The sequence below is a fragment of the Bradyrhizobium sp. CCBAU 51765 genome (genome assembly GCF_015291725.1).
In the GTDB taxonomy this organism is placed as follows: domain Bacteria; phylum Pseudomonadota; class Alphaproteobacteria; order Rhizobiales; family Xanthobacteraceae; genus Bradyrhizobium; species Bradyrhizobium liaoningense.
Genome location: NZ_CP030038.1, coordinates 1,348,471 through 1,375,099 on the forward strand (window position 1 = coordinate 1,348,471; position 26,629 = coordinate 1,375,099).

Here is a 26,629-nt window from a genome sequence, read left to right on the forward strand (position 1 = left end):
CGTAAAGCCAGTCACGGAAACAGCATAATACGGTTCTTCGCAGATTGACTACCGGTCCTGCATATTTTTCCCAAGAATGCCGGAGTGTTACGGCTTGGCTCTACGGCTTGGGCACCTCCAATCGGAATCTGGCAGCTCCACCCTGGCCGAGCGGCATTTCCAGTTCGGGCAGGATGGTCTTGAGTTCGCCTTGCAGCGTGTAGGGCGGATTGACGATCAAAAGCCCGGTCGATGTGAGGGGCCCGCCATCGACTTGCGGCGCAGCGCTGAATTCGAGACGCAGGCATTTTCCCGGCGGTTTTGCTGCGGCTGCGAGCCGCGCCACAAGCTGCGCCAGCGTGTCGGTGGCACGCCGGCTCTTGGCGGGATACCAGATTACATAGATACCGGTTGGCCATTTCGCGAAGGCTGTCGAGAAGGCTTCGCCCAGCCGTTCGAACTCGTCCTTGGCCTCGAAGGGCGGGTCGATCAGCACGAGGCCGCGCCGCTCCTTCGGCGGCACGAAGGCCGGCAGTGCCATCCAGCCGTCGAGATCGACCACGCGGGCCTGCTCGTCGCGGCGCAGCACGTCGATCAGCGATTTCCGCGCCTTCGGCTCGAGCTCGCATGCGACGAGCCGGTCCTGCGGCCTGAGCAGGCCGCGCGCGATCAACGGCGAGCCGGGGTAGGCCTTGAGCTCGCCTTTCGGGTTGAAGGCGCGGACGATGTCGAGATAGGGCTTGGTCAGCGCCGCGGTCTCGTTCGACAGGCGCGCCTGCAGCAGCCGCGCAATGCCGGTCAGCCATTCGCCGCTCCGCCGCGCCTCGTCGCTGTCGAGATCGTAGAGGCCGGCGCCGGCATGGGTGTCGATGACGCGGAACGCCGCCGGCTTGTCCTGTAGATAAGTGAGGATGCGCGCCAGCACGATGTGCTTGATGACATCGGCGAAGCTGCCGGCGTGGAAGGCGTGGCGGTAGTTCATGGCGGAGAGTTACGACATCGCGCGATGAAAGTAACTCCCGTCATTCCGGGGCGGTGCGCAGCACCGAACCCGGAATCCATGTGTCAGCAATGTTTGTGGCAAGATGGATTCCGGGTTCGCGCTTCCGCGCGCCCCGGAATGACGAACTCTACCCGCCCCTGATCGGCGGCATCGTCACCTGGTCGCGGCGGCAGGCGCGGCGCTCGATCTCGTCGCAGGCGCGGAATTGCAGGTCCTTGCCGAGGCAGATGCGGACCTCGGACAGCCGTGTCCGGTTGCAGGTGACCGAGATGCTGGCATTGCTGAGGCCCGGATTGGCCTTGATGAAGGCCTCCTCGACCTCCGCCGGCGCCACGGTCTTGGCCTGCGACAGGTCGAGATAGTCGGCCGGGATCTTGATCGCGGCGCGCGCCTTCCGGATCGTCTCGAAATAGCTGCGGCCCTCGAGCCCGGAGCAGGTGCCATGCTTGTCCCATTCGTTGAAGATCAGGCCCGGCGCCGGCATCAAATCGAGCATCGAGGACACGATGTTGCGGTTCAGCCGCGGCGCCGGGCGCTGGCAATATTCCGGGAAGCCGTTCTCATATTGCGGCCACAGCCCATGCACGACGAAAGCGTAGGGCCGTCCGCCGCACTGGATCTGGGAGCGGCCGCCGCGCTCGGCCGCCTCTTCGCAGAACGAGGGCGACCACGACAGCGCGAGCACATAGAAGTCGAACTCGCCCGGCGCGTTCTGCCGCTTGTCCTGGGCTTTCGCGCCGCCGGCGAACGTTGCCAGCCCGGCGGCGAGGGTCAGCGAGATCATCAGACGGGACAACGGACGCAATCTGGGATGAAACATGGCAACGCCCCTCAACTAGACAGTGCGCGCAGTCTAGCAGGCAAAGAGAACATTTCAAGAACAAAATGCGAGCCGACTGTCGTCTGCGGGTTGATCAGCCCGAATCAGTCGCTCTTCGGATCAGGGCTTGGCGGCGCGGCAGGCCGGATTGTAGGCCCAGTTGCGGTCGAGCCCGACCACGCACCATTCGACACCGTCGCCGTAGCCGGCAAAGCCGCCATCCTCCATGATCGAGAAGTGCACCTTGCGCACCTTGCCGTCAGTGAGCAGGGCGTCGCCGGTGCAAAAGCGGCGCGGAATGTTGTCGGACTGCCAGGGTCGAAACGCGACCTCGCGAACGGAGGAGAAGCTGGTGATCTTCAACGAGGAATTCCAGAACGAGCTCTCTTTTTCCCAGAACTGGGTGGCGATCGTCGGCAGGGCCTTGTCGCAATCGACGACGGCGCCGTCGTAGCGCGGTCCGCTCAGCCAGAAATTCAGCTCGAGCGGATTGGCGGCCCTGGCCTCGCCGAGCGACAGCGCCCCGAACATGAGGCCGAGCAGAGCGGCAAAGCGAAGCGATTTCGGGGAGGGGGCGCGCATGGGTCAATCCAGACAGCTTAGGTCTTGCGAAGTTCGGACGGTGCCGCGAAGGCCGGGGGAGGTCAAGTGCAGGGCGGCAACACTTGGCGAGGAGTTGACCGGGACGTCGCGGCCAACCGGGCTTCTGTTCTTTTCACTTCCATCCCGGCACCGTAGACTGGCGCCAGCCAATTGGAGTGACGGGAATGCGAATCATTGCGGCCGCTGGCCTTCTTGCCCTGGGTATGATGGCGGGCCAGTCGGCGCGGGCCGACATTCTTCCGGTGCCGCCGTTCAAGGGCAACGACACCGGCGGCATCATCGCCTATTCGATGGCGACCCAGGTCGACGCGCGTCAGGTCGCGGTCGATCACTGCGCACGCTACGGCAAGGTCGCCAAATTCCTCGCGGTGCAGGGCTATGATGGCGGCTACATCTCGTTCGCCTGCCGCTGGGTACCCTATGGTGCCGCCGATCGCCCGATCCGCACGCTGTACTGAGGCGCTGTCGTAGCGCCGCACTCTCTCGGCCGGGAGCCTCCCACATGACGCGCAAACTCGCTTTGCTCGGCTCGACGCTTTGCCTCGCGTTGTCGGCAGGCAGCGCCAGCGCCGACGACCTGCCGGTGCGCAAGGCTGGTCTTTGGGAAATGAAGCTGATCACGACCGGCTCGCCGGTGCCCGAGATGACCATGCAGCATTGCACCGACGAGACCGTCGACAAGGAGATGAGCAACAACGTCTCCCCGATGGCCAGGCAGATCTGCGCCAAGCAGGAGATCAAGAAGACTGCGACCGGCTATGTCAGCGATTCCGAGTGCAACGTCGCCGGCGTCAGCACGACGTCGCATGCCGAGATCACGGGCGATTTCAACTCGGCCTACACGGTGAAGACCACCTCGCACGCGCAGGGCGGCGTCGCCGGCGCGGCCGGCCGCGATAGCAACATGACGCTGCAAGCCAAGTGGCTGGGCGCCTGCAAGCAGGACCAGAAGCCCGGCGACATCGTGATGCCCGGCGGCTTCAAGATGAATGTGCGCGACATGGACAAGCTGAAGGCGCTGCTGCCGAAGTGAGTTGGTTTTCCCCTCTCCGCTTGTGGGAGAGGGTGGCTCGCCGCGCAGCGGCGAGACGGTGAGGGGTTTCGTTCGGCGCGTGGCTCTCCTGCTTTTGAATTTGCAGACGCGCCCCCTCATCCGGCGCTTCGCACCGCCTTTTCCCACAAGGGGAGAAGGAAGATCGCAGCTACACCGGAATCCGCACGCTCGCCCTTAATCCTCCCATCGGGCTGTCACCCAGCGTGATGTCGCCGCCATGCGAGCGGGCGATGTCGCGGGCGATGGCAAGGCCGAGGCCGGTGCCGCCTTCGTCCTGGTTGCGGGCGTTGTCGAGCCGCAGGAACGGCTTGAACACTTCTTCGCGCAAGTGAGCGGGAATGCCCGGGCCGTCGTCGTCGACCGTGACGGTCAAATAACGGTGATCGCGCTGGCCGGCGATCGCGATGTTCCTGCCGTAGCGCGCCGCGTTGGTCACGAGGTTGGCGAGGCAGCGCTTGAACGAGGCCGGCTTCACCGTCACCACGGGCAGGCCGTGGAACGCGACGGTCGCGTTGTGGCCGTGGCGTTCGGCATCGCTGCGCAGCTCTTCGAGGGCCTGGGCCATGTCGGTCGGCTGCGACTGCTCGCCGGAATCGCCGCGGGCGAAGGCGAGGTAATCCTCCAGCATCATCGACATCTCGTCGACGTCCTTGCGCATGCCCTCGAGCTCCGGACTGTCGCCGATCAGCGCCAGCTCGAGCTTGAAGCGGGTCAGGATGGTGCGCAGATCGTGGCTGACGCCGGCGAGCATCGCGGTGCGCTGCTCCATCGTGCGCTCGATGCGCGACTTCATTTCCAGGAAGGCAACTGCCGCGCGCCGCACCTCGCGCGCGCCCCTCGGGCGGAAATTCGGCGCCTCGCGGCCCTTGCCGAAGCTTTCGGCGGCATCCGCAAGCCGCAGGATCGGCTTGATCTGGTTGCGCAGGAACAGCACGGCGACGATCAACAGGATCGAGGACGTGCCGACCATCCAGAACAGGAAGATCTCCGAGTTCGAGGCATAGGCGGCGCTGCGCTGCGCGAACACGCGCATCACGGCGTCGTCGAGCTGGATGCGGATCTCGACGAGGTTGGAACGGCCGACCGTGTCGATCCAGAACGAGCGCCCGATCTGGCGGCCGAGCTGCACCGACAGCGTCTGGTCGAGCAGCGAGAAGAACGGCTTTGGCCCCGGCGGCGGCATGTCGCCGGCGGGCAGGAAGTCGACGACGAGGCCGAGGCGCTGCTGGGCGATGCGGCGGATCTGGTCGCGGTCCTTGTCCTGCGGATAGCCCTTGTAGACGTCGATCAGCGCGGCGATGTCCTGCACCACCGCAGCCGACAATCTGCGCGTCACAGTGTTCCAGTGCCGCTCCATGAACACGAAGGCGACGACCGATTGGAGCACCACCATCGGCACGATCATGATGAGGAGCGCGCGGGCGTAGAGGCCGGTCGGCATCCAGCCCTTGAACGCGTTGCCCATCCAGCCATTGGCGGCGGAGACGCGGCCGGCGGCGCTTCGCAGCAGCGTCAGGCCGGTATCGATCGTGCTCATCGGTCGCGCTTCACTGCTCTGGTCTCAAGGCGAGGCCACCAGCCGGTAGCCGATGCCACGGACCGCCTGCAGAAATAGCGGATTGGCGGGGTCGGTCTCGATCTTGCGCCTGAGACGGTTGATCTGTACGTCGACGGCGCGCTCGTTGACGCTGCCGTTGCCGGTCAGCGCGCTGCGCGGCACGGTCTCTCCCGGTGTTTCCGAGAGAATCCGCAGCATCTCGCGCTCGCGGTCGGTGAGATGGATGACCTCCTCGCCCTGGCGCAATTCGCCGCGCTCGAGATGGTAGACGTAGGGACCGAAGGCAATTTTCTCTGCGATCGCGACCTGTGGCGGCGGGGCGGCGCGCTTGAGGATGTTGTTGATGCGCAGCGCCAGCTCGCGCGGCTCGAACGGCTTTGCCACGTAATCGTCGGCGCCGATCTGCAAGCCCTCGATGCGGGATTCCGGTTCGTGGCGCGCCGTCAGCATCACGATCGGCACCGAGGAGGAGGTCCGGATGAAGCGGGCGAGATCGAAGCCGGTTTCGCCCGGCATCATGACGTCGAGGATCAGGAGGTCGAAATGCAGGCCCAGCAGTTTCGAGCGTGCATCGCCGGCGCTCGCTGCGGTGGTGACGCGGTAGCCTTCACTGGCGAGAAAGCGCGAGAGCAGATCGCGGATGCGGCGGTCGTCGTCGACCAGGAGCAGATGCGGGGCATCGTCGGCGGGTTGCACCGGCGGGCGGGCGAGCGTGGCAGCGAGCGGCACGGTCACTCCTTGGCGTCGTGGTTGACGGAAGCGAAGATCGTCTCGAGCACCTTGTCCGGGTCGTCGCGGTCGATCATCGCGCGCAGGAAGCGCTTCACGGTCTCGGCGTCCTGCGGAGCCATCTCCGCGAGCGCCCTGTTGATCCGCGTGGTCTGGAGGCCGGCGAGCTTCTGCACCAGCGCCTCGCCCTTCGGCGTCGCGTAGAGCAGGCGCTGGCGGCGATCATTGTCGCCGGTCTTCTGCACGATGTAGCCCTCGTCCAGCAGCTGCTTGAGCACGCGGCCGAGCGACTGCTTGGTGATGCGCAGGACGTCGAGAAGGTCGGCGACCTTGAGGCCGGGATAGCGATAGACGAAATGCAGGACGCGGTGGTGGGCCCGGCCGAAGCCGAATGCCTCCAGCTCCTGGTCGGGATCGCCGACGAAGTCGCGGTAGGCGAAGAACAGCAGCTCGATGATATCCCAGCGCAAATTGCCTCCAGCGTCTGCGGCCGGCCTGGGCTCGGCGGCGTCGTGAGAGGAAGTCGCGAAATTTATGTCAGGCATATTGACGTATCTTGGGTTCAATGTTACAAAACGATCGACCCGCACGAAATTTTAGATCGCTTCGCGTCGGGTAGCATCGGAGCAAGGCGCCGGAGAGAGCCGGACAGGCGACGACGGCCGGATCAGATCTACCGTGCGATTGTCGAGCGGCATTTCGGCAAAACATACTGGACTTCCGCCTTCCGCAAAAGCATGTCCTCGGCGACATGCTGTCCACGGAAACCGGCCGTAAAAAGGCTGGCGGTGGTCCGGCAGAAACCAATCGAAGCCAGCCGGGCCCCGAAAGCGGGCAGGCGGGCGCCAGAACAGCGCCGCCACCGGCAGCGGGAGGCAAGGACATGAGCATGAAATTCGACATCCAGCCCGCATCCAATCCAACCCCCGAGAAGGACCGCGTCGCCAAGCTGGTGGACCCCGGCTTCGGACGGGTCTTCACCGATCACATGGCGATCGTCCGCTACAGCCAGGCCAAGGGCGGCTGGTACGACGCGCGGATCGAGGCGCGCGCCAACTTCCAGCTCGATCCGGCTGGCGCGGTCCTGCACTACGCCCAGGAAATCTTCGAGGGGCTCAAGGCCTACAAGCGCGACGACGGCGGGGCGAACCTGTTCCGCCCCGACGCCAATGCGCGGCGCTTCAGGGACTCGGCCGACCGCATGGCGATGGCCCAGCTGCCGGAAGACGTCTTCATCGAGGCGGTCGAGCAGGTCGTGCGGATCGACCGGGCCTGGATTCCGGGCGGCGAGGGCAGCCTTTACCTGCGCCCCTTCATGATCGCGAGCGAGAACTTCCTCGGCGTCAAGCCGTCGTCCGATTACATTTTTGCTGTCATCGCTTCGCCGGTCGGTTCCTACTTCAAGGGCGGGCCTGCGCCGGTCTCGATCTGGGTGTCCGAGAATTACACCCGCGCCGCTGTCGGCGGCACCGGCGCCGTCAAATGCGGCGGCAACTACGCCGCGAGCCTGCGCGCCCAGGCCGAAGCGATCCAGCACGGCTGCGATCAGGTCGTCTTCCTGGATGCGGTCGAGCGCCGCTACATCGAGGAGCTCGGCGGCATGAACGTGTTCTTCGTGTTCGACGACGGCTCGCTCTCGACGCCGCCGCTCGGCACCATCCTGCCCGGCATCACCCGCGACTCCATCATCACGCTCGCCCGGGACGCGGGCAAGACGGTGCGCGAAGAACCGTATTCGCTCGACCAGTGGCGCAAGGATGCAGCCAGCGGCAGGCTCAAGGAAGCCTTCGCCTGCGGCACCGCCGCGGTGATCTCCCCGATCGGCAAGGTGCGCTCGGTGAGCGGCGACTTCGAGATCTCTGGCGGCGGCGCCGGCCCTGTCGCCATGGGCCTGCGCAAGCAGCTCGTCGACATCCAGTACGGCCGCAACAACGATCCGCACAACTGGATCCGGAAGGTGTTTTGAGGTCTTCACCCTCCCCTGGAGGGCAGGGCAATCGCATTTGAATATTGCAGCGGTCGTCATGCCCGGGCTTGTCCCGGGCATCCACGTTCTTGTGCTGCATGGAAAGGCGTGGATGGCCGGGACAAGCCCGGCCATGACGCTGTGGAAACAGTCGGTACCCATAGCCACATCTCATATGCGATAGCCCTGCCCCTCCAGGGGAGGGTAAGAAGCGCAACGTTTGTGGCTTATTGCGCACCGAACGCGCTGCTGCCGGCATGCGACAAAGCCAGGACACAACAAGCATCCTGGACATTCCGATCGTGGCTGCAAAACTCTCCCAACCCGTGAAATGGGTCGTTCTCGCCGCAATCACCGGCCTTTCCGTCTTTGGCATCCTCACCATCGGCCCGACGCACGAGGTTGTTGCGCAAGACCGCTCGCCGATCGTCGACGTGCGCACCAGCGATCCCGAGATGAACGCGGCGATCGCGCGGGCCCGCGGCACGCTCCCGACCTTCTGGGCCTCCTACGAATCGCCGAAGGCGGCGGAGACCGGGCATGCCCTGAAGGTGCGTTTCTCGACCCGCAAGGGCGGCGAGCACATCTGGATCGGCGAGGTGAAGAAGCTGCCGGATGGCACTTATTCCGGCCTCTTCGCAAACGAGCCACGCGACTTGCCGGGCAAGCACGCCGGCGACAAGGTCACGTTCAGCGACGCCGACATCTCGGACTGGATGTTCATGCGCAACGGCAAGATCGTCGGCGGCGAAACCATCAAGCCGACGCTGAAATCGCTGCCGAAGGCGGATGCCGACGCCATCAGGGCCCGGATGGAGCAGCCGTAACGGCAAGCCAGCGGTTGCCGCCTCGCGCCCCGGCTGGTAAACGCCGCGCATGGCCGAGAAACCCAAGAAACCGCAGAAGCTGAAGGCGCGCCTGCCGCGCGGGCTCGAGGATCGCGATCCCGCCGCGATCCGGGCGACGCGCGAGATGGTCGAGAAGATACGCGCCGTCTACGAGCTCTACGGCTTCGAGCCGGTGGAGACGCCGGCGATGGAATACACCGACGCGCTCGGCAAGTTCCTGCCCGACCAGGATCGTCCGAACGAGGGCGTGTTCTCGTTCCAGGACGATGACGAGCAGTGGATCAGCCTGCGCTACGACCTGACCGCGCCGCTCGCGCGCTACGTGGGCGAGCGCTACGGTACCGACGGTCTGGTCTTGCCGTACCGCAGCTACCGCGTCGGCTATGTCTTCCGCAACGAGAAGCCCGGCCCCGGCCGCTTCCGCCAGTTCATGCAATTCGACGCCGACACGGTGGGCTCGGCGACGCCGGCGGCGGACGCCGAGATCTGCATGATGGCGGCCGACACGATGGAGGCGCTCGGCATTGCGCGCGGCCAGTACGTCGTGAAGGTCAACAATCGCAAAGTGCTCGACGGAGTTCTGGAAGCCATCGGGCTCGCCGGTGACGAGAACGCAGGCCGCAGGCTGACCGTGCTGCGTGCGATCGACAAGCTCGACAAGTTCTCTGTCGACGAAGTGCGCAAGCTGCTGGGTCCCGGACGATGGGACGGCGGTGAAGAAGGCAAGGGCGACTTCACCAAAGGCGCCAACCTGAGCGCGGCGGAAGCTGACGTTGTTCTCGCCATCACCAAGCCGCGCGACGATTGGAAAGAGGCCATTGCTGCGGCGGAAACTTACCTTGCCAGGAGCCCAGTCGGTCAGGCCGGCGTGAGCGAGCTTGAAGAGATTGCCGGGCTGGTGACGGCGTCGGGTTATGGCGCGGATCGCATCAAGATCGATCCCTCCGTCGTGCGCGGCCTCGAATATTACACCGGACCGGTCTACGAGGTCGAACTCCTGCTCGACACCAAGGACGAGAAGGGCCGCCCGGTGCGGTTCGGCTCGGTCGGTGGCGGCGGGCGCTACGACGGCCTCGTCTCGCGCTTCCGCGGCGAGCCGGTGCCGGCGACCGGTTTCTCGATCGGCGTGTCGCGGCTCCAGGCCGCGTTGACGCTGCTCGGCAAGCTCGACACGCGGCCGGAATTCGGCCCCGTCGTCGTCACCGTGTTCGACCGCGACCGTGTCGCCGACTACCAGAAGATGGTGGCATCCTTGCGCACCGCCGGCATCCGTGCCGAGCTCTATCTCGGCAATCCCAAGAACATGGGCAACCAGCTCAAATATGCCGACCGCCGCAACTCGCCTTGCGTCATCATCCAGGGCTCGGATGAAAAGGCGCGCGGCGAGGTGCAGGTCAAGGACCTGATCGAAGGCGCGAAGGCCGCCGCCGCGATCGCCTCCAACCAGGAATGGCGCGAGACCCGGCCGGCGCAGTTCTCGTGCAGCGAAGCCGACCTGGTTTCAAAGGTGCGTGAGGTCCTCGCGCGCCATGACGTAAAGTGGGGATAGCCATTCCGGCGGGCGTCATGCCCGGGCTTGTCCCGGGCATCCGCGTCCTGTTTGATGCGCACCTTCATGAAGGACTGGGGCGTGCCCGGTCATTGCGACAGCAGCAGGGAGACAACGATGCCTGAGATCACCATCAGCATGGCCGAAGGCCGAACCGACGAGCAGAAGGCCGGCATGATGCGCGACATCACCCAGGCACTGGTGAAGAATCTCGGCGTCGATGCCGACGCCGTCGTCATCCAGATCAACGAAGCCCCGCTCCGCCACAAGATGAAGGGCGGCAAGACCTTCGTGGAGCGCGCGGCGGCGGCGAAAAAATAGTTTCGGCTGGAGCAGTAAACACGACTGTCGTCCCCGCGAAGGCGGGGACCCATAACCACAGGGAGTGGTTATCGAGCGAACTGGTAACTCCGAGTCCTCGTCAAACTACTCCCTGTGGCTATAGGTCCCGGATCGGCGCTCCGCTTCGCTGCGCTTGTCCGGGACGACAGCGGAGTTTGAGGCACTATGGATGCACGCGACTTCATCACAACAGGCATGAGTGCCGAGCGCACGCTGGTGGTCCCGGCGGAGCGCACGGTCGGGCATTTCGTGCCCGGCATGCCGTTTGTTTATGCGACCCCGATGATGATCCTGGAGATGGAGATGACTGCGGGCGATGCGATCCGCTCGGCGCTCCAGCCGGGCTGGGTCACGGTAGGCACCGAGGTCGACATCCGGCATCTGGCCGCGGCGCTGGTCGGCGCGACGGTACGGACCACGGCGAAGGTGGTTGCGGTCGAGCGCCGCGTCATCCGCTTCGAGGTCGAGGCTTTCGAGGGCACGCGCAAGCTCGGCGAGGGCCGCCATGCCCGCGGTCTCGTCAATGTCGAGATGTTCAACAAGCGGCTGGGGGCGTAACGCGCGCCACCTGTTACTTCGCCAATTCCTTGGATCGCTGCGTCGCCGCCGCGACCGCGCGGATCATGAGATCGCGCAGGCCGGGCTCACCCATGAGCACGCCGAGGGCCGCGGCGGTGGTGCCGCCGGGCGAGGTGACGTTCTGGCGCAGCGTGGCCGAGGGAAGCTCCGACTGGTGCAGCAGCTCGCCGGAGCCGGCGACGGTCTCGCGGGCGAGCTTCGTCGCCAGCGCTTCGGGCAGGCCCGCTTCCACACCGGCGCGGGCGAGCTCCTCGGCGAGCAGGAACACATAGGCCGGCCCCGAGCCGGACACGGCGGTGACCGCGTCCATCAGGCCTTCGTCCTCGACCCATTCCACCGCGCCGGTGGCGCGCAGCAGCGCATCGGCCACGGCACGCTGGGCGGCGCTGACGCTGTTCGCTGCAACGGCGACGGTGATGCCGCGGCCGATCGCGGCTGGCGTGTTCGGCATCGCGCGCACCACGGTGCCGCCGCAGACTTCGGCAAGCGAGGCGATCGTGGTGCCCGCCATGATCGAGACCACCAAGGTCTGGTTCGAGACGAACGGTTTCAGCTTGGCGCCGGCCTCGCGGAACATCTGCGGCTTCACCGCGACGACCAGCGTCTCGACGGGGCCGGCGGTCTTCGCATCGGGATTGAGCACGACGCCCTTGGCGGCGAGTGCGGAGATCTCGGGCGAGACGTGCGGCTCGATCACCGCGACGCGGCGCGGATCGAGCCCGCCTGAAAGCCACCCGGTCAGCATCGCGCCGCCCATCTTGCCGGCGCCGGCGAGCAGGATGGTGCCGGTGATGTTTTGGAGGGGATTGCTGTTTGCCACTTTGATCACCCAAGCAAGAGGTGTCGTCCCTGCGAACGCAGGGACCCATAACCACGGGGCGGTTCTAATGGATGGAGGGCAGAGCAACAAGCACCGCACGCTACGGCGAAATCACGCGGTATGGGTCCCTGCGTTCGCAGGGATGACGATGAGGTGAGAGCGTGGTCGCCTCACAGCGCCGGGAAGGTGAGGCGCGCCTTACGCCTCGCCCACCGTGTCGAACATTGCTGCGTCCATGGCTTGCGCGGTGGTTTTGCCGGCCCACACCACGAACTGGAACGCCGGGAAGTAGCGCTCGCAGGCGTGGATGGCGCCGGCGAGCATGGCTTCGCACTGCGCGGTCGAGGCGATGAGGCCGCCCGGCAGCACCAGGGCCTGGCGATGCATCACCATGCCGGTGTTGATCCACAGGTCGAAATGGCCGACCCACAGCTGCTCGTTCACCGCTGCGACGAGCCGCTGCACCTCGCTCCGCCGCGGCAATGGAATCTTCATGTCGAAGGCGCAGGCCAGATGCAGCGCCTCGATCTCGCCCATCCAGGTGAAGGAGAGCTGGTAGTCGGTCCATTGTCCCTTGGAGACAATCGTGAGTTCGTCTTCGCCGGAGCGTTCGAACGGCCAGTTGTTGCTGGCAGCGATGTCCTCGACCACCGCGAGCGGATGGCTTCTGGAATCGATGGTGCCTTCGAGCAGGGACATGCCGTCTCGACCTCTTGCCTTCTTGTTGTCTTTAAATACGCACGCGGTTGGGCCCGGCGCGCGCTCCCTAGACGCTAACCGCGATCCCCGGAGTCGCTCTCGCGATCCCCTCGGATCAGCGCGGGCCTTTCGCGGATCAAGTGATGTGATTTGCGGAATCTGCGCAACGGGGTCCCGAGTCCGTCCACAAGCCAGGACTCCTTCGTCCACAGCTCATCTCCGCCACAATTATTAACGTGCGGCGGTGCCAATCCCGACCAAGGAGAACAAACCGGAATCGGATTCGAGCCGGCGCCGACGGTTCATTCCGCCTGGCGAGATCCCAACCGCCAAGAGGGCCTCAACCCCGGCATGGGACCATGCGATTTGCCCATGCGGAACGCGCTTGCCGCGCCGGCCCGCCGGCGGCATATTTCCGGGCAGGCCGTTCATCCCGGACGGCCGATGTTCTCAGGGCGGGGTGAAAGTCCCCACCGGCGGTAAGGGCCGAAAGGCCCAAGCCCGCGAGCGCCTTCCGTGAGGGGTATCCCGAAGGGAAGGGTCAGCAGATTCGGTGCAACTCCGAAGCCGACGGTTAAAGTCCGGATGAAAGAGAACGGTCGCTGGCAGACGCATCGAGACGATGCGGCTGTTTGTCGTTCCGTGTGCCCTGATTCTGGTCCTTAAACCGAGGAAAGCCATGAATCAGATGCTGCAAGATCCCCAAGCCGAAACGTCCCAAATACAGCCGCCGCCGGTTCCCGCGGACCCGGCACCTTCGCATCCGCGCTTCGCCAAGCCGCAGCGGGTGGCTTTCGTGCAGGCCTGCTGGCACCGCGACGTGGTCGCGGAGGCCCGCATCGCCTTCATGAAGGAGGCGGAAGCCCGTCACCTCACCCACGTCGACGTGTTCGAGGTGCCGGGTTCGTTCGAGATCCCGCTGCACGCGCAGGTCCTCGCCAAGACGCGGCGCTACACCGCGATCGTCGCCGCCGGCCTCGTCGTCGACGGCGGCATCTACCGGCACGAATTCGTTGCCGACACCGTGATCAAGGCGCTGATGGATGTGCAACTCCGCACCGAGGTGCCGGTGTTCTCCGCGGTGCTAACCCCACAGCAGTTCCACGAGACCGAGGTGCACTACGACTTCTTCCGCAAGCATTTTGCCATCAAGGGCGTCGAGGTCGCGGCAGCCTGTGCGGAGACGTTGCACGGCCTGGAGCGCCTGCGCGGCCAGGTCGCGGCGGGAATCGTGGGGTAGGCAATGGTCATTCCGGGGCGCGCGTAGCGCGAGCCCGGAATCCATTTATCGACACGGAATGCTGCAAGATGGATTCCGGGTTCGGCGCTGACGCGCCGCCCCGGAATGACGGTGTCAGTCGAACAGGCTCGACACCGATTCTTCCGCCGCCGTACGTGCGATCGCGTCCGAGATCAGGCTGGCGATCGGCAGCGTGCGGATGTTCGGCGCCTTGCTCACCGCCTCGGTCGGCAGGATCGAGTCGGTAATCACGAGCTCCTTCAGCCTGGAGTTCGTGATGCGGGCGGCCGCCCCGCCGGAGAGCACGCCATGGGTGATGTAGGCGTAGACGTCCTTGGCGCCCTTGGCGATCAGCGCGTCGGCCGCGTTCACCAGCGTGCCGCCGGAGTCGACGATGTCGTCGACCAGGATACAGCTGTAGCCGGAGACGTCGCCGATCACGTTCATGACCTCGGACTCGCCGGGACGCTCGCGGCGCTTGTCGACGATCGCGAGCGGGGTGTTGATGCGCTTGGCGAGGCCGCGGGCGCGGGCGACGCCGCCGACGTCGGGCGAGACCACCATCACCTTGCCGAGGTCGAAGCGTTCGCGGATGTCGCGCACCATCAGGGGGGCAGCGAACAGATTGTCGGTCGGGATGTCGAAGAAGCCCTGGATCTGGCCGGCATGCAAGTCGAGCGTCAAGACGCGGTCGACGCCGGCATGGGTGATCAGATTGGCGACGAGCTTGGCCGAGATCGGCGTGCGCGAGCCGGAGCGGCGGTCCTGCCTGGCATAGCCGAAATAGGGGATCACTGCGGTGATGCGGCGTGCCGAGGAGCGGCGCAGCGCGTCGGTGATGATCAGCAGCTCCATCAGGTTGTCGTTCGCCGGAAACGAGGTCGACTGAATGATGAAGGCATCCGAACCGCGGATGTTCTCCTGGACCTCGACGAAGATCTCCATGTCGGCGAAGCGCCGCACCACCGCCTTGGTCAGCGGCATGTGGAGCCCTTGCGCGATGGCCTGCGCGAGAGCCGGATTGGAGTTGCCGGCGACGAGCTTGATGGAGCCGTTCTTGCCCGACATGGACGCTTCCTCCCGCGCTTTGCTGGATACGACGTTCAACATCAGAAAATACCCACTGGAAGCACGGTTACGACGGGCGAGGAAATATCAGGCCGGAGGCTGCAATGGCAACCCGGGATGCTACGTTTTCCCTTTGAAAATCCAGAGTCGGGTCAACGGCTTGGCCGCAACTTGAGGCCGTGGTTTAGCGAGGGTTATTGCTCGGCATAGCCGAGGGCCGAGGCCGGCATGTCCGACCGCGGAGCGTCCTTGATGACGCTCGCCACCGCCGGTCCGCGCAAGGCCGGAGCCGCGCCCGGTGCATCCGGCGTTCCGTTGATCATGTTGGAAAGTCCGCTGAATCCGGCCTGGGCGATCTTCCGCAACACGAGATCGTCAGCAGCCGCCCAAGCATCACGTGTCGCGTCGCGGCCGCCCTTGGCCGAGGTCGGTTCCTCGCCGGAGAGGCGCAGCGCCCGCTGCTGGTTGGCGTCGTAGACGTCCCAGACCCAGGCGATCACCGTCTTGCCGCGCACCACCTGGGCGGAGAGGTAGCTGCGCACGCGGTAGGCGGCCGTGCCCTCGCGGGAGACCACGGACAGGCTGCGCAGCTTGGATTCGCTGTCGAGCACCCCGACCATGCGGTCGAACACCTGCGGCGGCGGTCCGTCGATGGATTCGAACGCCACCGTGGCGCCGCCACCGCCGCTCGGCGCCATCGCATAGGAATTGCCCGGCGCGTTGCCGCCGGCGCAGCCGCCAAGCGCAGTCGCAGCCGCCAGCAGCACGACCGCTAGCACGCGCGACCCCGCGCGGCGCAGAAAAGATGACGCTTCCCTCATTATGGAGGGCAGCGATATCGTTAAAACGCATTAACGTCTAGGGCGGCGGCGCCACAGGCTGCTGTCATCCGTGTCTAAGCACCGTCATTCCGGGGCGATGCGAAGCATCGAACCCGGAATCTCGAGATTCTCTGGTGCGCAAGCGCACCATGGTTCGGCTCTTCGAGCCGCCCCGGAATGACGGCGTGTTGCCCCTGTGTTCACGCTTCGAGCGCGATCGCGTGAACGTGCCGGCCGTAGTCCGGCTCCTTGCGATGCACCGAGCGGCGATAGCTGAAGAAGCGCTCGTCGGCATAGGTGTCGAGGCCGAGATCGTCGATCATCAGGATGCCCGCCATGTCCAGCCGCCTGCGGATGAAGCCGGCGAGATCGAACATCGCGTGGCCCTCGCGCACGGACGGGATGAAGAACATCGCGTTCTCGGCGTCCGCCTCGATGAAACGCGTCACGAACTCGTTGCCGACCTCGTAGCTCTCCTGCCGGATCAGGGGGCCGATCGCGGCGATGATGCCGCCGCGCGTTGCGCCGAGCGTCTCCATCGCCGAGATCGTCGCTTCCAGCACGCCGGTGAGTGCGCCCTTCCAGCCGGCATGCGCGCCGCCGATCACGCGCGCATTGGGATCGACGAACAGCACCGGCCCGCAATCGGCAGTGGAGACGCCGAGCGCAACGCCTGGCGTCCTGGTCACCAGCGCGTCGCCCCTGGGTCGTGGCCCGTTCGGCCACGGCGCATCGGCCACGAGCACGTCGGGCGAATGGATCTGGTGCAGGCTGAGGAAGCGCTCGGGCGCGACGCCGACATGCTCGGCCATGCGGCGGCGGTTCTCGGCGACGAGGGCCTGATCGTCATGGGAGCCGAGCCCGCCGTTCAGCGCGGAATAGATGCCGCCGGAGACGCCGCCTTCGCGGGTGAAGAAGGCATGGCGCAGGCCCGGCACGGCGGACAGCAGCGAGGAAGCCAGCGTCATGAGGTCTCTCCGGCCTGTTCGAGATCGCTGAGGCCGGCAAGGCCCGTCAGCCGCGGCTCGGAGATGCCGAGCACCTTGAACATCGAGCCCATGCCGCCGCGCCCGGTATCGGTCAGGCGCTTGAGCGCGACCGAAATGTCGGTGGCGACTTCGGGTGTCGCCTTCTGCATCAAGGCCGCGGCGCGGGTGTCGATGCCGATCCGCTTGAGGAAGTCGCCTTGCGTTACCGGGCCGTGCACGCGGGCGCCGACATCCTCGGCCGCGCGCGCCAGCGCCTGGAAGTCGACATGGGCGGTGACGTCGGCCTGGCCCGGGGCTTTCAAGGGATCGGTGAAGCTGTGGCGCGCGATGGCCTGGAAGGTGTCGCCGGCATCGCTGCGCAGATGGCCGTAGTCGATGATGAGCGCCGCGCCGTCCTGGTCGCGCACGCGCGTGGCGAGCTTCATGATCTCGCCGTCGGGCCGCCACTCGAAGACCGCCCCGATGGGCGCCGCGCGCACCAGAGGCGGCAGCAGCACCTCGAAGCGCGGTGTCGGCTCCGGCGCCGCGCCGAACTGAAGCTTGCCGTTGGGGTCGATCTCGATCACACGCTCGTGCCAGCCGTTCTCGAGCCGCACCATCTGGCGGACCGGCAGCACGTCGAAATATTCATTGGCGAGGATGATGCTTGGGCCGTCCGGTACGTCGTCGATGCTGTCATGCCAGGCGATGTTGCGCACGTTCGCCAGCATCGCGCTCTGCCGTTCGCGCAGGACGAGATTGACCTCGACCAGGTGGATGTTGAGCGCCTGGTAGAGCGGCGGCAGCACGCGCAATGCGCGCAGCGCATCCGCCATCATGGTGCCGCGGCCGGGGCCGAGCTCGATCAGCCGCAGGAATTGCGGCGAGCCCATGTGCTTCCAGACCGAGGCAGTCCACAACCCTAAGAGCTCGCCGAACATCTGGCTGACTTCGGGGGCGGTGGTGAAGTCGCCCTCGCGCCCGAGCGGATCGCGCGAGACGTAATAGCCGTAGCGCGGATGCATCAGGCACAATTCCATGTACCGCCAGACCGGCATCGGGCCTGAGGATTTGATCAGCGCCTTGATCTCGTTCAGGAGCGGCGAGTCGGTCACGGCTGTCTTCTCGAAATGAACTAACGAATGGCCTGGAGGGGCTTCGCCGCCCCCCGCTTGACAGCCCATACAATAAGTAGCGCGCCGACGATAAGCATCGGGATCGACAACAGCATGCCCATGGTTAACCCGCCCCAGAGGAAACCGAGCTGCGCGTCCGGCTCGCGGAAATGCTCGCCGGCGATGCGGGTCAGGCCGTAGATCAGGATGAACGCGCCGAGGATCATGCCGGGGCGCTTCAGCGCGCCGAAGCGGATCATGATCGCGAGCACCGTGAACAGCAGGATGCCCTCCATGCCCGCTTCGTAAAGTTGGCTCGGATGGCGCGGCAGCTGCGTCGGATCGTTGGGGAAGACCATCGCCCAGGGCAGGCTCGCATCCGTGGCGCGGCCCCACAATTCGCCGTTGATGAAGTTGGCGATTCGTCCGAGCAGCAGCCCGACCGGGGCGACGGCGGTGGTGATGTCGCCGAGCGACAGGATCGGGATCTTGTTGCGATAGGCGAACCACATCACTGCGACGACGCAGCCGAGGAAGCCGCCGTGGAAGGACATGCCGCCCTCCCACAATCTGAAGATCGCGGCGGGATGATCGATGAAGAAGGGCAGGTTGTAGAACAGCACGTAGCCGGTGCGGCCGCCGAGGATGATGCCGAGCGTGACCCACAGGATGAAGTCGTCGACCTGCACCAGCGAGATCGGCGCCGGTCCGCCCCACAGGCGCTGGTTCTTCAGGAGCGAGCGCGCATAGAGCCAGCCGAACACGATGCCGCAGATATAGGCCAGCGCATACCATCGGATCGCGAATGGACCGATCTCGATCGCGATCGGCTTGAAGGCGGGAAAGTCGATCAGCAGAAAGGGCATCGCGCCTTCTATGTCTGGACGAGATTGCGGCGACGGAGCACCAGCAGCGGGCGCCGCGTGATTCTTCTTATGCAGGCACGTTGAATACGATTGCAAGGAAACCGGTTCATGACAAGGATACCGGCGATCGGCTCTTGAACCGTTCGATGCGGATTGCCATTGTCTTTTCGACAGTTCGCGCAAAGTTTATCGGAGGCCGAAATGACCCAGACCAGCAACCGGTTGTTCGACGAGATCGGCCGCCTGATGAACGACGCCGCCGGTGCCGCCCAGGGCGTCAAGCGCGAGTTCGACACCGTGATGCGCACCCAGGCGGAGAAATTCCTGCGCGACATGGACCTCGTCAAGCGCGAGGAGTTCGAGGCGGTCAAGGACATGGCGCGCCTCGCGCGCGAGGAGAACGAAGCGCTGAAGGCAAGGATTGCAGCGCTGGAGGCCAAGCTGGGCGGGTAATAAGACGGCCGGACGTCTCTGACCCTCCCCTGGAGGGGGAGGGTCGATCGCGCGTAGCGCGAGCGGGGTGGGGTGACAGTCTCTCCGCGTTGAACAGTGCCCGTGGGGAGAGATCACCCCACCCCGTCTCACATTTCGCTGCGCTCAATGTGAGCCTACCCTCCCCCTCCAGGGGAGGGTAGGAACCCGTTCCTGCCAGCCCATTCTCCTTGTCATTTCCGCATCTTCCGGGTAAAAGCCCGCCACGTTCGCGGCCCCCGCACCCCTGGAGGCTTGCTGCGGATGATGCCATGGGCCGCGCTGCGGCCCATTAACTTTTGCAAAAACAAGGACTTAACGACATGGCGACGACCGTCAAGGAATTGAAGGCGACCGCACGTCCGAAGAGCGGCAAGGGGGCCGCCCGGGCTGAGCGTCGCGCCGGCAGAGTGCCCGGAGTGATCTACGGCAACAACCAGCCCCCGCTGACGATCTCGATCGAAGATCGTGAACTGCGCCAGCGCATCCTCGCCGGCCGGTTCCTGACCACGCTGGTCGACATCGACCTCGAGGGCAAGAAGCACCGCGTGATTCCGCGCGACTACCACCTCGATCCGGTCAAGGACTTCCCGATCCATGTCGACTTCATGCGGCTCGGCGAAGGCGCCACCATCCGCATCAGCGTGCCCTTGCACGTGGTGAAGGCGGAAGGCTCGCCGGGCGTGAAGCGCGGCGGCACCGTTAACATCGTCGCCCACGCGATCGAGCTCGAATGCGGCGTCGAGAGCATTCCGCAGTACATCGAGGCCGATGTCGGCTCGCTCGAAATCGGTCACTCGCTGCATCTGTCGGACGTCAAGCTGCCGGCCGGCGTGAAGGCGCTGACTCGCGAGGACGCGACCCTCGTCACCATCGTGCCGCCGTCCGGCTACGCCGAAGAGCAGAAGGCCGCGGCTGCGGCGGCTGCCGGTGGCGCGGCTCCGGGCGCTGCGGCGGCTCCGGCGGCTGGTGCGGCTGCTCCGGCTGCTGCTGCTCCGGCGGCGGCTGCCAAGGCTCCCGCCGGCGGCGACAAGAAGAAGTAATCTCTCAAGGCTGGCGCGCGGTCCCTGATCGCGCGCCGAGCGAGGGGCGCGCCGCGTCATGCGACTCTTTGTTGGGCTCGGCAATCCCGGCGCGAAATACGCACGCAACCGGCACAATATCGGCTTCATGGCCGTCGACGAGATCGCGCGGCGTCATGGTTTCGCACCATGGCGCCGCCGCTTTCAGGGCGAGACCTCGGAAGGCACGCTCGGGTCTGAGCGCGTGATCCTGCTCAAGCCCACGACCTACATGAACGAGTCCGGCCGCAGCGTTCAGGAAGCGGCAGGTTTCTTCAAGATCGCGCCAGGCGACGTCACCGTGTTCCATGACGAGCTCGAGCTGCCGCCGGGCAAGGTGCGGGTGAAGATCGGTGGCGGCATCGCCGGCCATAACGGGCTGCGTTCGATCTCGGCGCATATCGGCAACGACTACCGTCGGGTCCGGCTCGGCATCGGTCATCCCGGCGTCAAGGAACTGGTGCACGGCCACGTGCTGTCGGACTTCGCCAAGGCCGACAACGAATGGGTGGCGACGCTCTGCGATGCCGTCGCCGAGCACGCTGGCCTGGTCGCCAAGGGCACGGACGCGACCTTCGCCAACAGGGTGCATCTCGCCATGCAGGCGAAGGGATTTTTGAGCAAGGACGACAACGGAGAGAAATCGAACTGATCTCTCTCCGTCACGGCCGGACAAAAGCGCGAAGCGCGTCTTTGCGCCAGATACCCGGCCATCCACGCCTTTCTTTCTCCGCGGAGCGAAGGACGTGGATGCCCGGCACAAGGCCGGGCATGACGACTTCAACGAACGCACGCGCCCGCGGCGCGAAGACTGGAAGAGACCATGGGATTCAAATGCGGGATCGTCGGATTGCCCAATGTCGGCAAGTCGACCTTGTTCAATGCGCTGACCGAGACGGCCGCGGCGCAGGCCGCGAACTATCCATTCTGCACCATCGAGCCGAATGTCGGCGAGGTCGCCGTGCCCGATCCGCGGCTGGAGAAGCTGGCCGCCATCGCCAAGTCCGGCCAGATCATTCCGACGCGGCTGACCTTCGTCGACATCGCGGGCCTCGTGCGCGGCGCTTCCAAGGGCGAAGGCCTCGGCAACCAGTTCCTCGCCAATATCCGCGAGGTCGATGCCATCGCGCATGTGGTGCGCTGTTTTGAAGATTCCGACATCACCCATGTCGAGGGCAAGATCGCCCCGCTGGCCGACATCGAGACCATCGAGACCGAGCTGATGCTCGCCGATCTCGACAGCCTCGAGAAACGCGTCGACAATCTCACCAAGAAGGCCAAGGGCAACGACAAGGACGCCAGGGAGCAGCTCGATCTCGTCAACCGCACCCTGGTGCTGCTGCGCGAGGGCAAGCCCGCGCGCCTCGTCGAGCGCAAGCCCGAGGAGGAGCGCGCCTTCTCCATGCTCGGCCTGCTGTCGTCCAAGCCCGTGCTCTATGTCTGCAACGTCGAGGAAGGCTCGGCCGCGACCGGCAATTCGTTCTCGAAGGCCGTGCAGGAGCAGGCCGCCAAGGAAGGCGCGGTCGCCGTCGTCATCTCCGCGAAGATCGAGTCCGAGATCGCCACCATTTCACGCGAGGAGCGCGCCGAGTTCCTGGAGACGCTGGGGCTGGAGGAAGCCGGCCTCGATCGCCTGATCCGCGCCGGCTACACGCTGCTCGACCTCGTCACCTACTTCACCATCGGCCCGAAGGAAGCGCGCGCCTGGACCATCCATCGCGGCACCAAGGCGCCGGCCGCGGCCGGCGTGATTCATACCGACTTCGAAAAAGGCTTCATCCGCGCCGAGACCATCGCGTATGAGGACTACGTCGCGTTCGGCGGCGAAGCCGGCGCGCGCGATGCCGGCAAGCTCCGCCTCGAAGGCAAGGAATACGTCGTCGCCGACGGCGACGTGATGCATTTCAGGTTCAATACGTAAGCTGGATTTCGTGCCCCGGACGCAGCGCAGCGCTTCCCTGGCGATGCGAAGCATCGTCCAGTGCGGTGCGCTGCAGAGCCGGGCCCAGAAGTCTTGATTGCGGAGGCATGGTCCCGGCTCTGCGTCGCGTCATTTCATGCCGCGCCGCGTCCGGGACACGAGGCCTCACCGTATCCCGCCGCCCTGGTCGCGGATCGCGCCGAGATGCTCGTTGATGCGGAAGACGATCAGGATCAGCTCCGCGACGATGCGCGAGAACACGATGCCGACCACGACGCTGGCGATCGAGGAGAGCAGCACCAGGAAACCGCCGAACGGGCTGATCGCCATCGCGGCCAGGCCAGAGAAGATGCCGGAGAGGCCGAACAGGCAGATCAGCGCGATCACCAGCCAGTAGAAGGTCTTGATGATCGTCGGCGTGATGAAGCGGTCCCATTGAAACAGGTCGCTGAATGAAAACATCGCTCTCCCCAGGGGCAAATCAGGCCTCGGCCGTCGGTAGATCCGACTCAGGATCAACGCCGACACCCCATATGTAGCACGAGCCATGCGGGCCGGCGGGTTGAGATTGCCGCAAAGTGCGGCCACAATCTGTCATTTCCGCCAACCCATCCCAAGATGACCCTGACCTTCGAAGATTTCCCGCCCGGCCGGTTCGGAACGTTCGGCCCGCGCCATGTCACCCGCGACGAGATATTGGCCTTTGCCGCCGAGTTCGATCCGCAGCCGATGCACCTCGACGAGGCGGCGGCGGCGAAAAGCATGCTGCGCGGCCTGTCCGGCTCGGGCTGGCACCTGTGCTCGCTGATGATGCGGATGATGGCCGACGGCTTCATCACCCGTGCCGCATCGCTCGGCTCGCCCGGCGTGGATGAGGTGCGCTGGATGTCGCCGCTTCGACCCGGCGACGATCTCATGCTCGAGGTCGACGTGGTGGAGGCGCGCGCCTCGAAGAGCCGACCGGAGCTCGGCATCGTCAAGTTCAAATGCACCGTGCGCAACGCGGCGGGACAGGCCCTCGCCGAGATGACCTCGCCGATCCTGATCAAGCGGCGCGAGGGAGCGGCCTGATGCGGTTCTTCGAAGACATCGCGATCGGACAGCGCCGCGAGATCGGCAGCTATACGTTCACGGCCGAGGCCATCAAGACGTTCGCCGCAAAGTTCGATCCGCAGCGTTTTCACCTCGACGAGGAGGAAGGCAAGAACTCGCTGTTCGGCGGGCTCGCCGCCTCCGGCTGGCATGTCGGCTCGGCCTGCATGAGCCTGCTTGTCGCCGACGGCCAGCGTCTGGCGCGGGAAGCCGCTTCGCGCGGCGAGGAGGTCGCGGTGTGGGGCCCGTCGCCGGGCTTTCGCGACCTGCGCTGGATCAGGCCCGTGCTCGCCGGCGACATCGTTGCTTTCGTCAATGTCGTCGTCGACAAGCGCACCTCCGCCTCGCGCCCCGGCTGGGGCATTCTGACGGCCCGGACCACCGGCACCAACCAGCGCGGCGAGGAGGTCTATTCGATCACCGCCAGCGCGTTCGTGCCGACGCGTGCAAACAGCGCTTAGACTCGTTCCAGAATGAACGTGCAAATGAGTGCGCGAGTGTTGCCCGCGCGCTATGGACGCGATTCCGGGTGGCTGCCATAAGCCTGCGCAACATGGTTACCGCGAGCAGTTTGGCGGAACCAGTGAGTTGCTAACTAATTATGAACCTGTCGCTGTCTATTTGAAACGAATTGGCTGAGGACAGGGGACGAGGACCATGGCAGATCGCGGCGCACTCAAATTCGTTGGATTCATCTTCGCGACCGCGACGCTCGCCGTGATGCTGGTCGCCGGCATGGTGGTGAAGGGCTATGCCGATGGCGGCTACACCCTCGACGCCTCGACCGTGGAGGCCGCCCGATAAGGGGGCGCTGATTTCTGAAGCATGATCCGGAAGAGCGCGCAGCGGTTTCAGGAACGATCTGCTTAAACGACAATCTGGACCGCGATGACGCTTCATCCGAATCGCATCGCGCTTTAGGGGGCGGCGTCCGGCCCGCTGTCAGCGGCTGTAGACGAACGCCAGCAACGCGACCGCAACCGCCAGCAATCCGACAAAGCGCAGCATGATCGTGCCGAGCTGATTCGGCGCGGGCTGCAGCGATATAGGGTCCGTGTTGTCGGGCCGAATGCTTTCCATGACGTGTCCCCAGGGCCCGGCCAAAACGGCCACGAGCGCTTGGCGTTTGTCGCCGGAGCGGGGTGGAGGGTTCAAAGGTGGGGCTCTGCGTCGAGCCGCGTGACCGCCTGTTCACTGCCGCGCTGTCATGTCCTTCGCAGCAACACCCTCCACCGCCATGCCCCGGCTCGACCGGGGCATCCAGGACGCCGCGGCCTCTCGGCTCCTGCCTCACCGTCCCGGGAGTACTGGATCGCGCGATCAAGTCGGGCGACGACACCTTCGTTCGGGAGATCGCACCCCCAAGAATCAAAACCAAGAATCAAAACCGCCGCGCCCCTTCCGGAACGCGGCGGCCGGTGATGCGGTGCTTTGCGATCAGCTGTTGCGCAGGCCGTCGGCGGCGCGCTTCCACTGCGCGACGTTGTCGGCGATCATGCGGGTCGACTTCATCGCAGCCTGGCTGAGCTGGGCGTAGCCGGAGATCTCGCGCTGGACGCGCTGGCCTTCGGCGTGGAGCAGGTCGCGCAGGCTCTCGAGCTCGGAGATCAGGTTCTCGATCTCGGCGAGCGACGTGCCGGCGACGCGCTGGATCAGCGAGTTCACGTTGTTGACGGTGGCTTCCGCGCTCGGGTCGAGCGGCGGCGCGTCGGTCGTGGAGGCTGCCGGGCGGCGCAGATAGGCGATGTCGTTCCGGACGAAATCGCGGATGCCGGCTTCGACCTCGGTCACGGCGGCGAGGTTGGTGTCGACCGTCTCGGTCTCGGTGGCTTCGATCTTTTCGGGACGGGTGGCGTTCATCGTTATTCCCCTGTTCGCGTTGAGCGCAGCGCGAGTGTCCCCCGCACGACGACGTCTGTGAGGCTGCCCCATCAAGGCGTCCGAATTTGGCCGCAAATGGGCCGAGATGCGGCAAGGGGGGACGATTCAGGGGTTTTGCCGTGGCGCATGGTTAGGAGAGTGTGAATGCTGTCGCGGCGACGACAATCCTATCCCCTCATGGTGAGGAGCGCGCTCTTCGCGCGCGTCTCGAACCAGGCAGGCCCGGCTGTGGCAGAGGGGCCTCGATCCTTCGAGACGCGCTCCTTCGGAGCGCCCTCAGGATGAGGGGAGAAGGTGGAGCGAAGGGCTCACCAGCTCTTCTTGAAACCTGCCGTCACGCTCTTGTTGATCGCGCCCTGCGAGGTCTCGCCGACCGAGCCGGAGACGGTGACGTTGTCGAACAGCTTCTGTTCGGCGCCGAATCTGTGCAGCCATTTGTCGTCGGTGGTCGACAGCGTCTGGCCGGCGGTGATGCTGGTGCCGGTGTCGGTGAGGGTGACCTTGGCGGTCTGGTCGGTCTCGTAATTGCGCGTGACGTGGCCGCCGATGCCGGGGACTGCGGTGGTGCCCTGCTGGTTGACGCTGTAGCCGTTCTGCAGCGTCAGCGAGGTGTCGCCCGACAGCGGCACCGACTTGGTCAGCGATGCCCCGATCTTGCTGTGCTCGGCGCCGGGATCGACCCGGGCTTCCACGGCGGTCTTGTCCCAGAGCGAGCCCGCGCCCGGCGCGGTCGCGGTGGCCCAGGCACTGCCGGAGGATTGCGGCAGGCTGCCGCCATTGGTGGCCTTCTGCGCCAGCAGCTCGGACATCGTCCGCGGCTCGCTCGTCACCGTCATGTCGGCGCCGATCCGCGTATCCCAGAACGAGAACACGGATTGCTTCACGGTCACGGCCGAGGAGCCGTTTGCATTGGGGTTCGAGGACCAGTCCAGGCCGTCCCTGGCTGCGGCCTGGGCGCGCTTCTTGGCGGCCATGGGGTCGATACCGGTCCCGGCATCGACCGCGAGCTGGCTCCAATCGAGCTTGTCGACATCGATGCCCTTGAGCACGTCGGGGTCGTTGGCGTCGGGGGTCTCGGCGGCCTCGGTCTCGGCCTCCTCGTCGGGCACTGCTGCGACCGGCGGAATGATCTGCGCCTGTAACGTCAGCACCGAGCCCAGAATGAATGCGGCCGCCAGCACCGGCAGCCTGGTCCAGCCAAACCCTGTCGAGAATTCCATCGTCCTGCCCGCGAACCCCAGCGCATGCTTGCCGATAGTATAGATCGACGTTCGGCCATGCGCCATTCCGCTCACAGGATGCTGATCCATCGTTGCGGAATTGTGGCGGTTCTCCAAAGGGGACGCGAACCAACGGGCCGCGCGAACCGCGCGCGCCCGACGACGAGCTTTTGATGCGACGGCATCCGGCGGGGCTGGAGGCCAGGACGTCGCGATAGCCTTGTCGTCGGTCCCGACAAGCGGGGCCCGTTGGCGTCCCCCCTAAAGCGCGATGATCATCATCGCGCTTCAGGTTGTTGATTGCGCATGATCTTCTCGGAAAACCGCTTCGCACTTTGCGCTAACGCGGCCCTTCG

At 65.5% G+C, this 26,629-nt stretch carries 32 protein-coding genes and 1 riboswitch; of the genes, 15 read left to right on the plus strand and 17 right to left on the minus strand.

Going from position 1 to position 26,629, the window contains the following annotated elements:
- Positions 1 to 100: 100 nt before the first annotated feature.
- The 3 genes from XH96_RS06300 to XH96_RS06310 form a co-directional block, all read right to left on the minus strand.
- Positions 101 to 961, minus strand: coding sequence for a 23S rRNA (adenine(2030)-N(6))-methyltransferase RlmJ (locus XH96_RS06300; RefSeq protein ID WP_194391512.1), 861 nt, complete (start codon positions 959 to 961; stop codon positions 101 to 103).
- Positions 962 to 1,109: 148 nt separating this feature from the next.
- Positions 1,110 to 1,802: a ribonuclease T2 gene (locus XH96_RS06305; RefSeq protein ID WP_194391513.1), complete on the minus strand. Its 693-nt coding sequence runs from the start codon at positions 1,800 to 1,802 to the stop codon at positions 1,110 to 1,112.
- Between the two features lie 120 nt (positions 1,803 to 1,922).
- Positions 1,923 to 2,384 carry a hypothetical protein gene (locus tag XH96_RS06310; protein ID WP_194391514.1) on the minus strand — a complete coding sequence of 154 codons (462 nt, stop codon included), beginning with the start codon at positions 2,382 to 2,384 and terminating at the stop codon, positions 1,923 to 1,925.
- Between the two features lie 185 nt (positions 2,385 to 2,569).
- Between XH96_RS06310 and XH96_RS06315 the strand changes: the two genes are divergently transcribed.
- Together XH96_RS06315 and XH96_RS06320 are read left to right on the plus strand one after the other, a co-directional pair.
- Positions 2,570 to 2,863: a hypothetical protein gene (locus XH96_RS06315; RefSeq protein ID WP_194391515.1), complete on the plus strand. Its 294-nt coding sequence runs from the start codon at positions 2,570 to 2,572 to the stop codon at positions 2,861 to 2,863.
- A gap of 44 nt (positions 2,864 to 2,907) precedes the next feature.
- A complete protein-coding gene (locus tag XH96_RS06320; RefSeq protein WP_194391516.1) occupies positions 2,908 to 3,438 on the plus strand; it encodes a DUF3617 family protein in 531 nt (176 codons plus the stop codon).
- A gap of 169 nt (positions 3,439 to 3,607) precedes the next feature.
- On the opposite strand, the gene XH96_RS06325 is transcribed toward XH96_RS06320, so the two are convergent.
- Genes XH96_RS06325 through XH96_RS06335 form a run of 3 tightly spaced genes read right to left on the minus strand, consistent with a single transcriptional unit; the run spans position 3,608 to position 6,291 of the window.
- Positions 3,608 to 4,996, minus strand: coding sequence for an ATP-binding protein (locus tag XH96_RS06325; protein ID WP_194391517.1), 1,389 nt, complete (start codon positions 4,994 to 4,996; stop codon positions 3,608 to 3,610).
- 24 nt (positions 4,997 to 5,020) lie between these two features.
- Positions 5,021 to 5,752 carry a response regulator gene (locus tag XH96_RS06330; protein ID WP_131869194.1) on the minus strand — a complete coding sequence of 244 codons (732 nt, stop codon included), beginning with the start codon at positions 5,750 to 5,752 and terminating at the stop codon, positions 5,021 to 5,023.
- Entirely contained in the window at positions 5,749 to 6,291 is a 543-nt protein-coding gene (locus XH96_RS06335; protein WP_194391518.1) for a MarR family winged helix-turn-helix transcriptional regulator, read from the minus strand. Before XH96_RS06335 ends, XH96_RS06330 begins: the two co-directional genes overlap by 4 nt.
- 338 nt (positions 6,292 to 6,629) lie before the next feature.
- Here XH96_RS06335 and XH96_RS06340 point away from each other — a divergent pair, with 338 nt between their 5' ends.
- The 5 genes from XH96_RS06340 (at position 6,630) to XH96_RS06360 (ending at position 11,009) form a co-directional block, all read left to right on the plus strand.
- Positions 6,630 to 7,712 (plus strand): branched-chain amino acid aminotransferase, encoded by a 1,083-nt coding sequence (locus tag XH96_RS06340; RefSeq protein WP_194391519.1) that lies wholly within the window; start codon positions 6,630 to 6,632, stop codon positions 7,710 to 7,712.
- A gap of 302 nt (positions 7,713 to 8,014) precedes the next feature.
- The gene (locus XH96_RS06345) at positions 8,015 to 8,539 is read left to right on the plus strand and encodes a YegJ family protein (RefSeq protein ID WP_194391520.1); all 525 of its coding nucleotides are present in this window, start codon (positions 8,015 to 8,017) and stop codon (positions 8,537 to 8,539) included.
- Positions 8,540 to 8,588: 49 nt separating this feature from the next.
- A complete protein-coding gene (hisS, locus tag XH96_RS06350; RefSeq protein ID WP_194391521.1) occupies positions 8,589 to 10,109 on the plus strand; it encodes a histidine--tRNA ligase in 1,521 nt (506 codons plus the stop codon).
- A gap of 117 nt (positions 10,110 to 10,226) precedes the next feature.
- Positions 10,227 to 10,430 (plus strand): tautomerase family protein, encoded by a 204-nt coding sequence (locus tag XH96_RS06355; protein WP_025033847.1) that lies wholly within the window; start codon positions 10,227 to 10,229, stop codon positions 10,428 to 10,430.
- A 186-nt stretch (positions 10,431 to 10,616) separates the two neighbouring features.
- On the plus strand, positions 10,617 to 11,009 hold the full coding sequence (locus XH96_RS06360) for a thioesterase family protein (RefSeq protein ID WP_194391522.1): 393 nt from the start codon (positions 10,617 to 10,619) through the stop codon (positions 11,007 to 11,009).
- Positions 11,010 to 11,022: 13 nt separating this feature from the next.
- On the opposite strand, the gene proC is transcribed toward XH96_RS06360, so the two are convergent.
- Both proC and XH96_RS06370 read right to left on the minus strand, forming a co-directional pair.
- Complete coding sequence (gene proC, locus XH96_RS06365; RefSeq protein ID WP_194391523.1) at positions 11,023 to 11,850, minus strand: pyrroline-5-carboxylate reductase; 828 nt, start codon at positions 11,848 to 11,850, stop codon at positions 11,023 to 11,025.
- A gap of 198 nt (positions 11,851 to 12,048) precedes the next feature.
- Complete coding sequence (locus XH96_RS06370; RefSeq protein ID WP_194391524.1) at positions 12,049 to 12,549, minus strand: YbjN domain-containing protein; 501 nt, start codon at positions 12,547 to 12,549, stop codon at positions 12,049 to 12,051.
- Positions 12,550 to 12,991: 442 nt separating this feature from the next.
- A riboswitch (FMN riboswitch) is annotated at positions 12,992 to 13,150 on the plus strand.
- 78 nt (positions 13,151 to 13,228) lie between these two features.
- On the opposite strand from XH96_RS06370, the gene XH96_RS06375 reads away from it, so the two are divergent.
- Positions 13,229 to 13,789 carry a 6,7-dimethyl-8-ribityllumazine synthase gene (locus tag XH96_RS06375; RefSeq protein WP_194391525.1) on the plus strand — a complete coding sequence of 187 codons (561 nt, stop codon included), beginning with the start codon at positions 13,229 to 13,231 and terminating at the stop codon, positions 13,787 to 13,789.
- A gap of 114 nt (positions 13,790 to 13,903) precedes the next feature.
- Here XH96_RS06375 and XH96_RS06380 read toward each other — a convergent pair whose 3' ends face one another.
- The 5 genes from XH96_RS06380 to lgt all read right to left on the minus strand — a co-directional run bounded on the left by XH96_RS06380 (position 13,904) and on the right by lgt (position 18,627).
- On the minus strand, positions 13,904 to 14,857 hold the full coding sequence (locus XH96_RS06380) for a ribose-phosphate pyrophosphokinase (RefSeq protein ID WP_194391526.1): 954 nt from the start codon (positions 14,855 to 14,857) through the stop codon (positions 13,904 to 13,906).
- Between the two features lie 194 nt (positions 14,858 to 15,051).
- A complete protein-coding gene (locus XH96_RS06385) occupies positions 15,052 to 15,678 on the minus strand; it encodes a hypothetical protein (protein ID WP_194391527.1) in 627 nt (208 codons plus the stop codon).
- Between the two features lie 200 nt (positions 15,679 to 15,878).
- The gene (gene pgeF, locus XH96_RS06390; protein ID WP_194391528.1) at positions 15,879 to 16,646 is read right to left on the minus strand and encodes a peptidoglycan editing factor PgeF; all 768 of its coding nucleotides are present in this window, start codon (positions 16,644 to 16,646) and stop codon (positions 15,879 to 15,881) included.
- A complete protein-coding gene (locus XH96_RS06395) occupies positions 16,643 to 17,761 on the minus strand; it encodes a class I SAM-dependent methyltransferase (protein ID WP_194391529.1) in 1,119 nt (372 codons plus the stop codon). Before XH96_RS06395 ends, pgeF begins: the two co-directional genes overlap by 4 nt.
- A 20-nt stretch (positions 17,762 to 17,781) precedes the next feature.
- On the minus strand, positions 17,782 to 18,627 hold the full coding sequence (gene lgt / locus XH96_RS06400; RefSeq protein WP_194391530.1) for a prolipoprotein diacylglyceryl transferase: 846 nt from the start codon (positions 18,625 to 18,627) through the stop codon (positions 17,782 to 17,784).
- Positions 18,628 to 18,828: 201 nt separating this feature from the next.
- On the opposite strand from lgt, the gene XH96_RS06405 reads away from it, so the two are divergent.
- From XH96_RS06405 to ychF, 4 genes are all read left to right on the plus strand, one after another.
- Positions 18,829 to 19,080 (plus strand): accessory factor UbiK family protein, encoded by a 252-nt coding sequence (locus XH96_RS06405; protein WP_194391531.1) that lies wholly within the window; start codon positions 18,829 to 18,831, stop codon positions 19,078 to 19,080.
- Positions 19,081 to 19,421: 341 nt separating this feature from the next.
- Complete coding sequence (locus XH96_RS06410) at positions 19,422 to 20,141, plus strand: 50S ribosomal protein L25/general stress protein Ctc (RefSeq protein WP_194391532.1); 720 nt, start codon at positions 19,422 to 19,424, stop codon at positions 20,139 to 20,141.
- A gap of 58 nt (positions 20,142 to 20,199) precedes the next feature.
- Positions 20,200 to 20,811, plus strand: a complete 612-nt coding sequence (gene pth / locus XH96_RS06415) for an aminoacyl-tRNA hydrolase (RefSeq protein ID WP_194391533.1) — start codon at positions 20,200 to 20,202, stop codon at positions 20,809 to 20,811.
- 171 nt (positions 20,812 to 20,982) lie between these two features.
- Complete coding sequence (gene ychF / locus XH96_RS06420) at positions 20,983 to 22,080, plus strand: redox-regulated ATPase YchF (RefSeq protein WP_194391534.1); 1,098 nt, start codon at positions 20,983 to 20,985, stop codon at positions 22,078 to 22,080.
- Between the two features lie 165 nt (positions 22,081 to 22,245).
- Here ychF and XH96_RS06425 read toward each other — a convergent pair whose 3' ends face one another.
- A complete protein-coding gene (locus XH96_RS06425) occupies positions 22,246 to 22,542 on the minus strand; it encodes a DUF4282 domain-containing protein (RefSeq protein ID WP_028176656.1) in 297 nt (98 codons plus the stop codon).
- Between the two features lie 156 nt (positions 22,543 to 22,698).
- Between XH96_RS06425 and XH96_RS06430 the strand changes: the two genes are divergently transcribed.
- The 3 genes from XH96_RS06430 (at position 22,699) to XH96_RS06440 (ending at position 23,976) form a co-directional block, all read left to right on the plus strand.
- Positions 22,699 to 23,151, plus strand: coding sequence for a MaoC family dehydratase (locus XH96_RS06430; RefSeq protein WP_194391535.1), 453 nt, complete (start codon positions 22,699 to 22,701; stop codon positions 23,149 to 23,151).
- Complete coding sequence (locus tag XH96_RS06435; RefSeq protein WP_194391536.1) at positions 23,151 to 23,633, plus strand: MaoC family dehydratase; 483 nt, start codon at positions 23,151 to 23,153, stop codon at positions 23,631 to 23,633. Before XH96_RS06430 ends, XH96_RS06435 begins: the two co-directional genes overlap by 1 nt.
- Positions 23,634 to 23,829: 196 nt before the next feature.
- A complete protein-coding gene (locus XH96_RS06440) occupies positions 23,830 to 23,976 on the plus strand; it encodes a hypothetical protein (RefSeq protein WP_194391538.1) in 147 nt (48 codons plus the stop codon).
- A gap of 138 nt (positions 23,977 to 24,114) precedes the next feature.
- On the opposite strand, the gene XH96_RS06445 is transcribed toward XH96_RS06440, so the two are convergent.
- The 3 genes from XH96_RS06445 to XH96_RS06455 all read right to left on the minus strand — a co-directional run bounded on the left by XH96_RS06445 (position 24,115) and on the right by XH96_RS06455 (position 26,273).
- Complete coding sequence (locus XH96_RS06445; RefSeq protein ID WP_194391540.1) at positions 24,115 to 24,252, minus strand: hypothetical protein; 138 nt, start codon at positions 24,250 to 24,252, stop codon at positions 24,115 to 24,117.
- A gap of 357 nt (positions 24,253 to 24,609) precedes the next feature.
- A complete protein-coding gene (locus XH96_RS06450) occupies positions 24,610 to 25,032 on the minus strand; it encodes a hypothetical protein (protein WP_194391541.1) in 423 nt (140 codons plus the stop codon).
- A 329-nt stretch (positions 25,033 to 25,361) separates the two neighbouring features.
- Positions 25,362 to 26,273, minus strand: coding sequence for a hypothetical protein (locus tag XH96_RS06455; protein WP_194394055.1), 912 nt, complete (start codon positions 26,271 to 26,273; stop codon positions 25,362 to 25,364).
- Positions 26,274 to 26,629 lie beyond the last annotated feature (356 nt).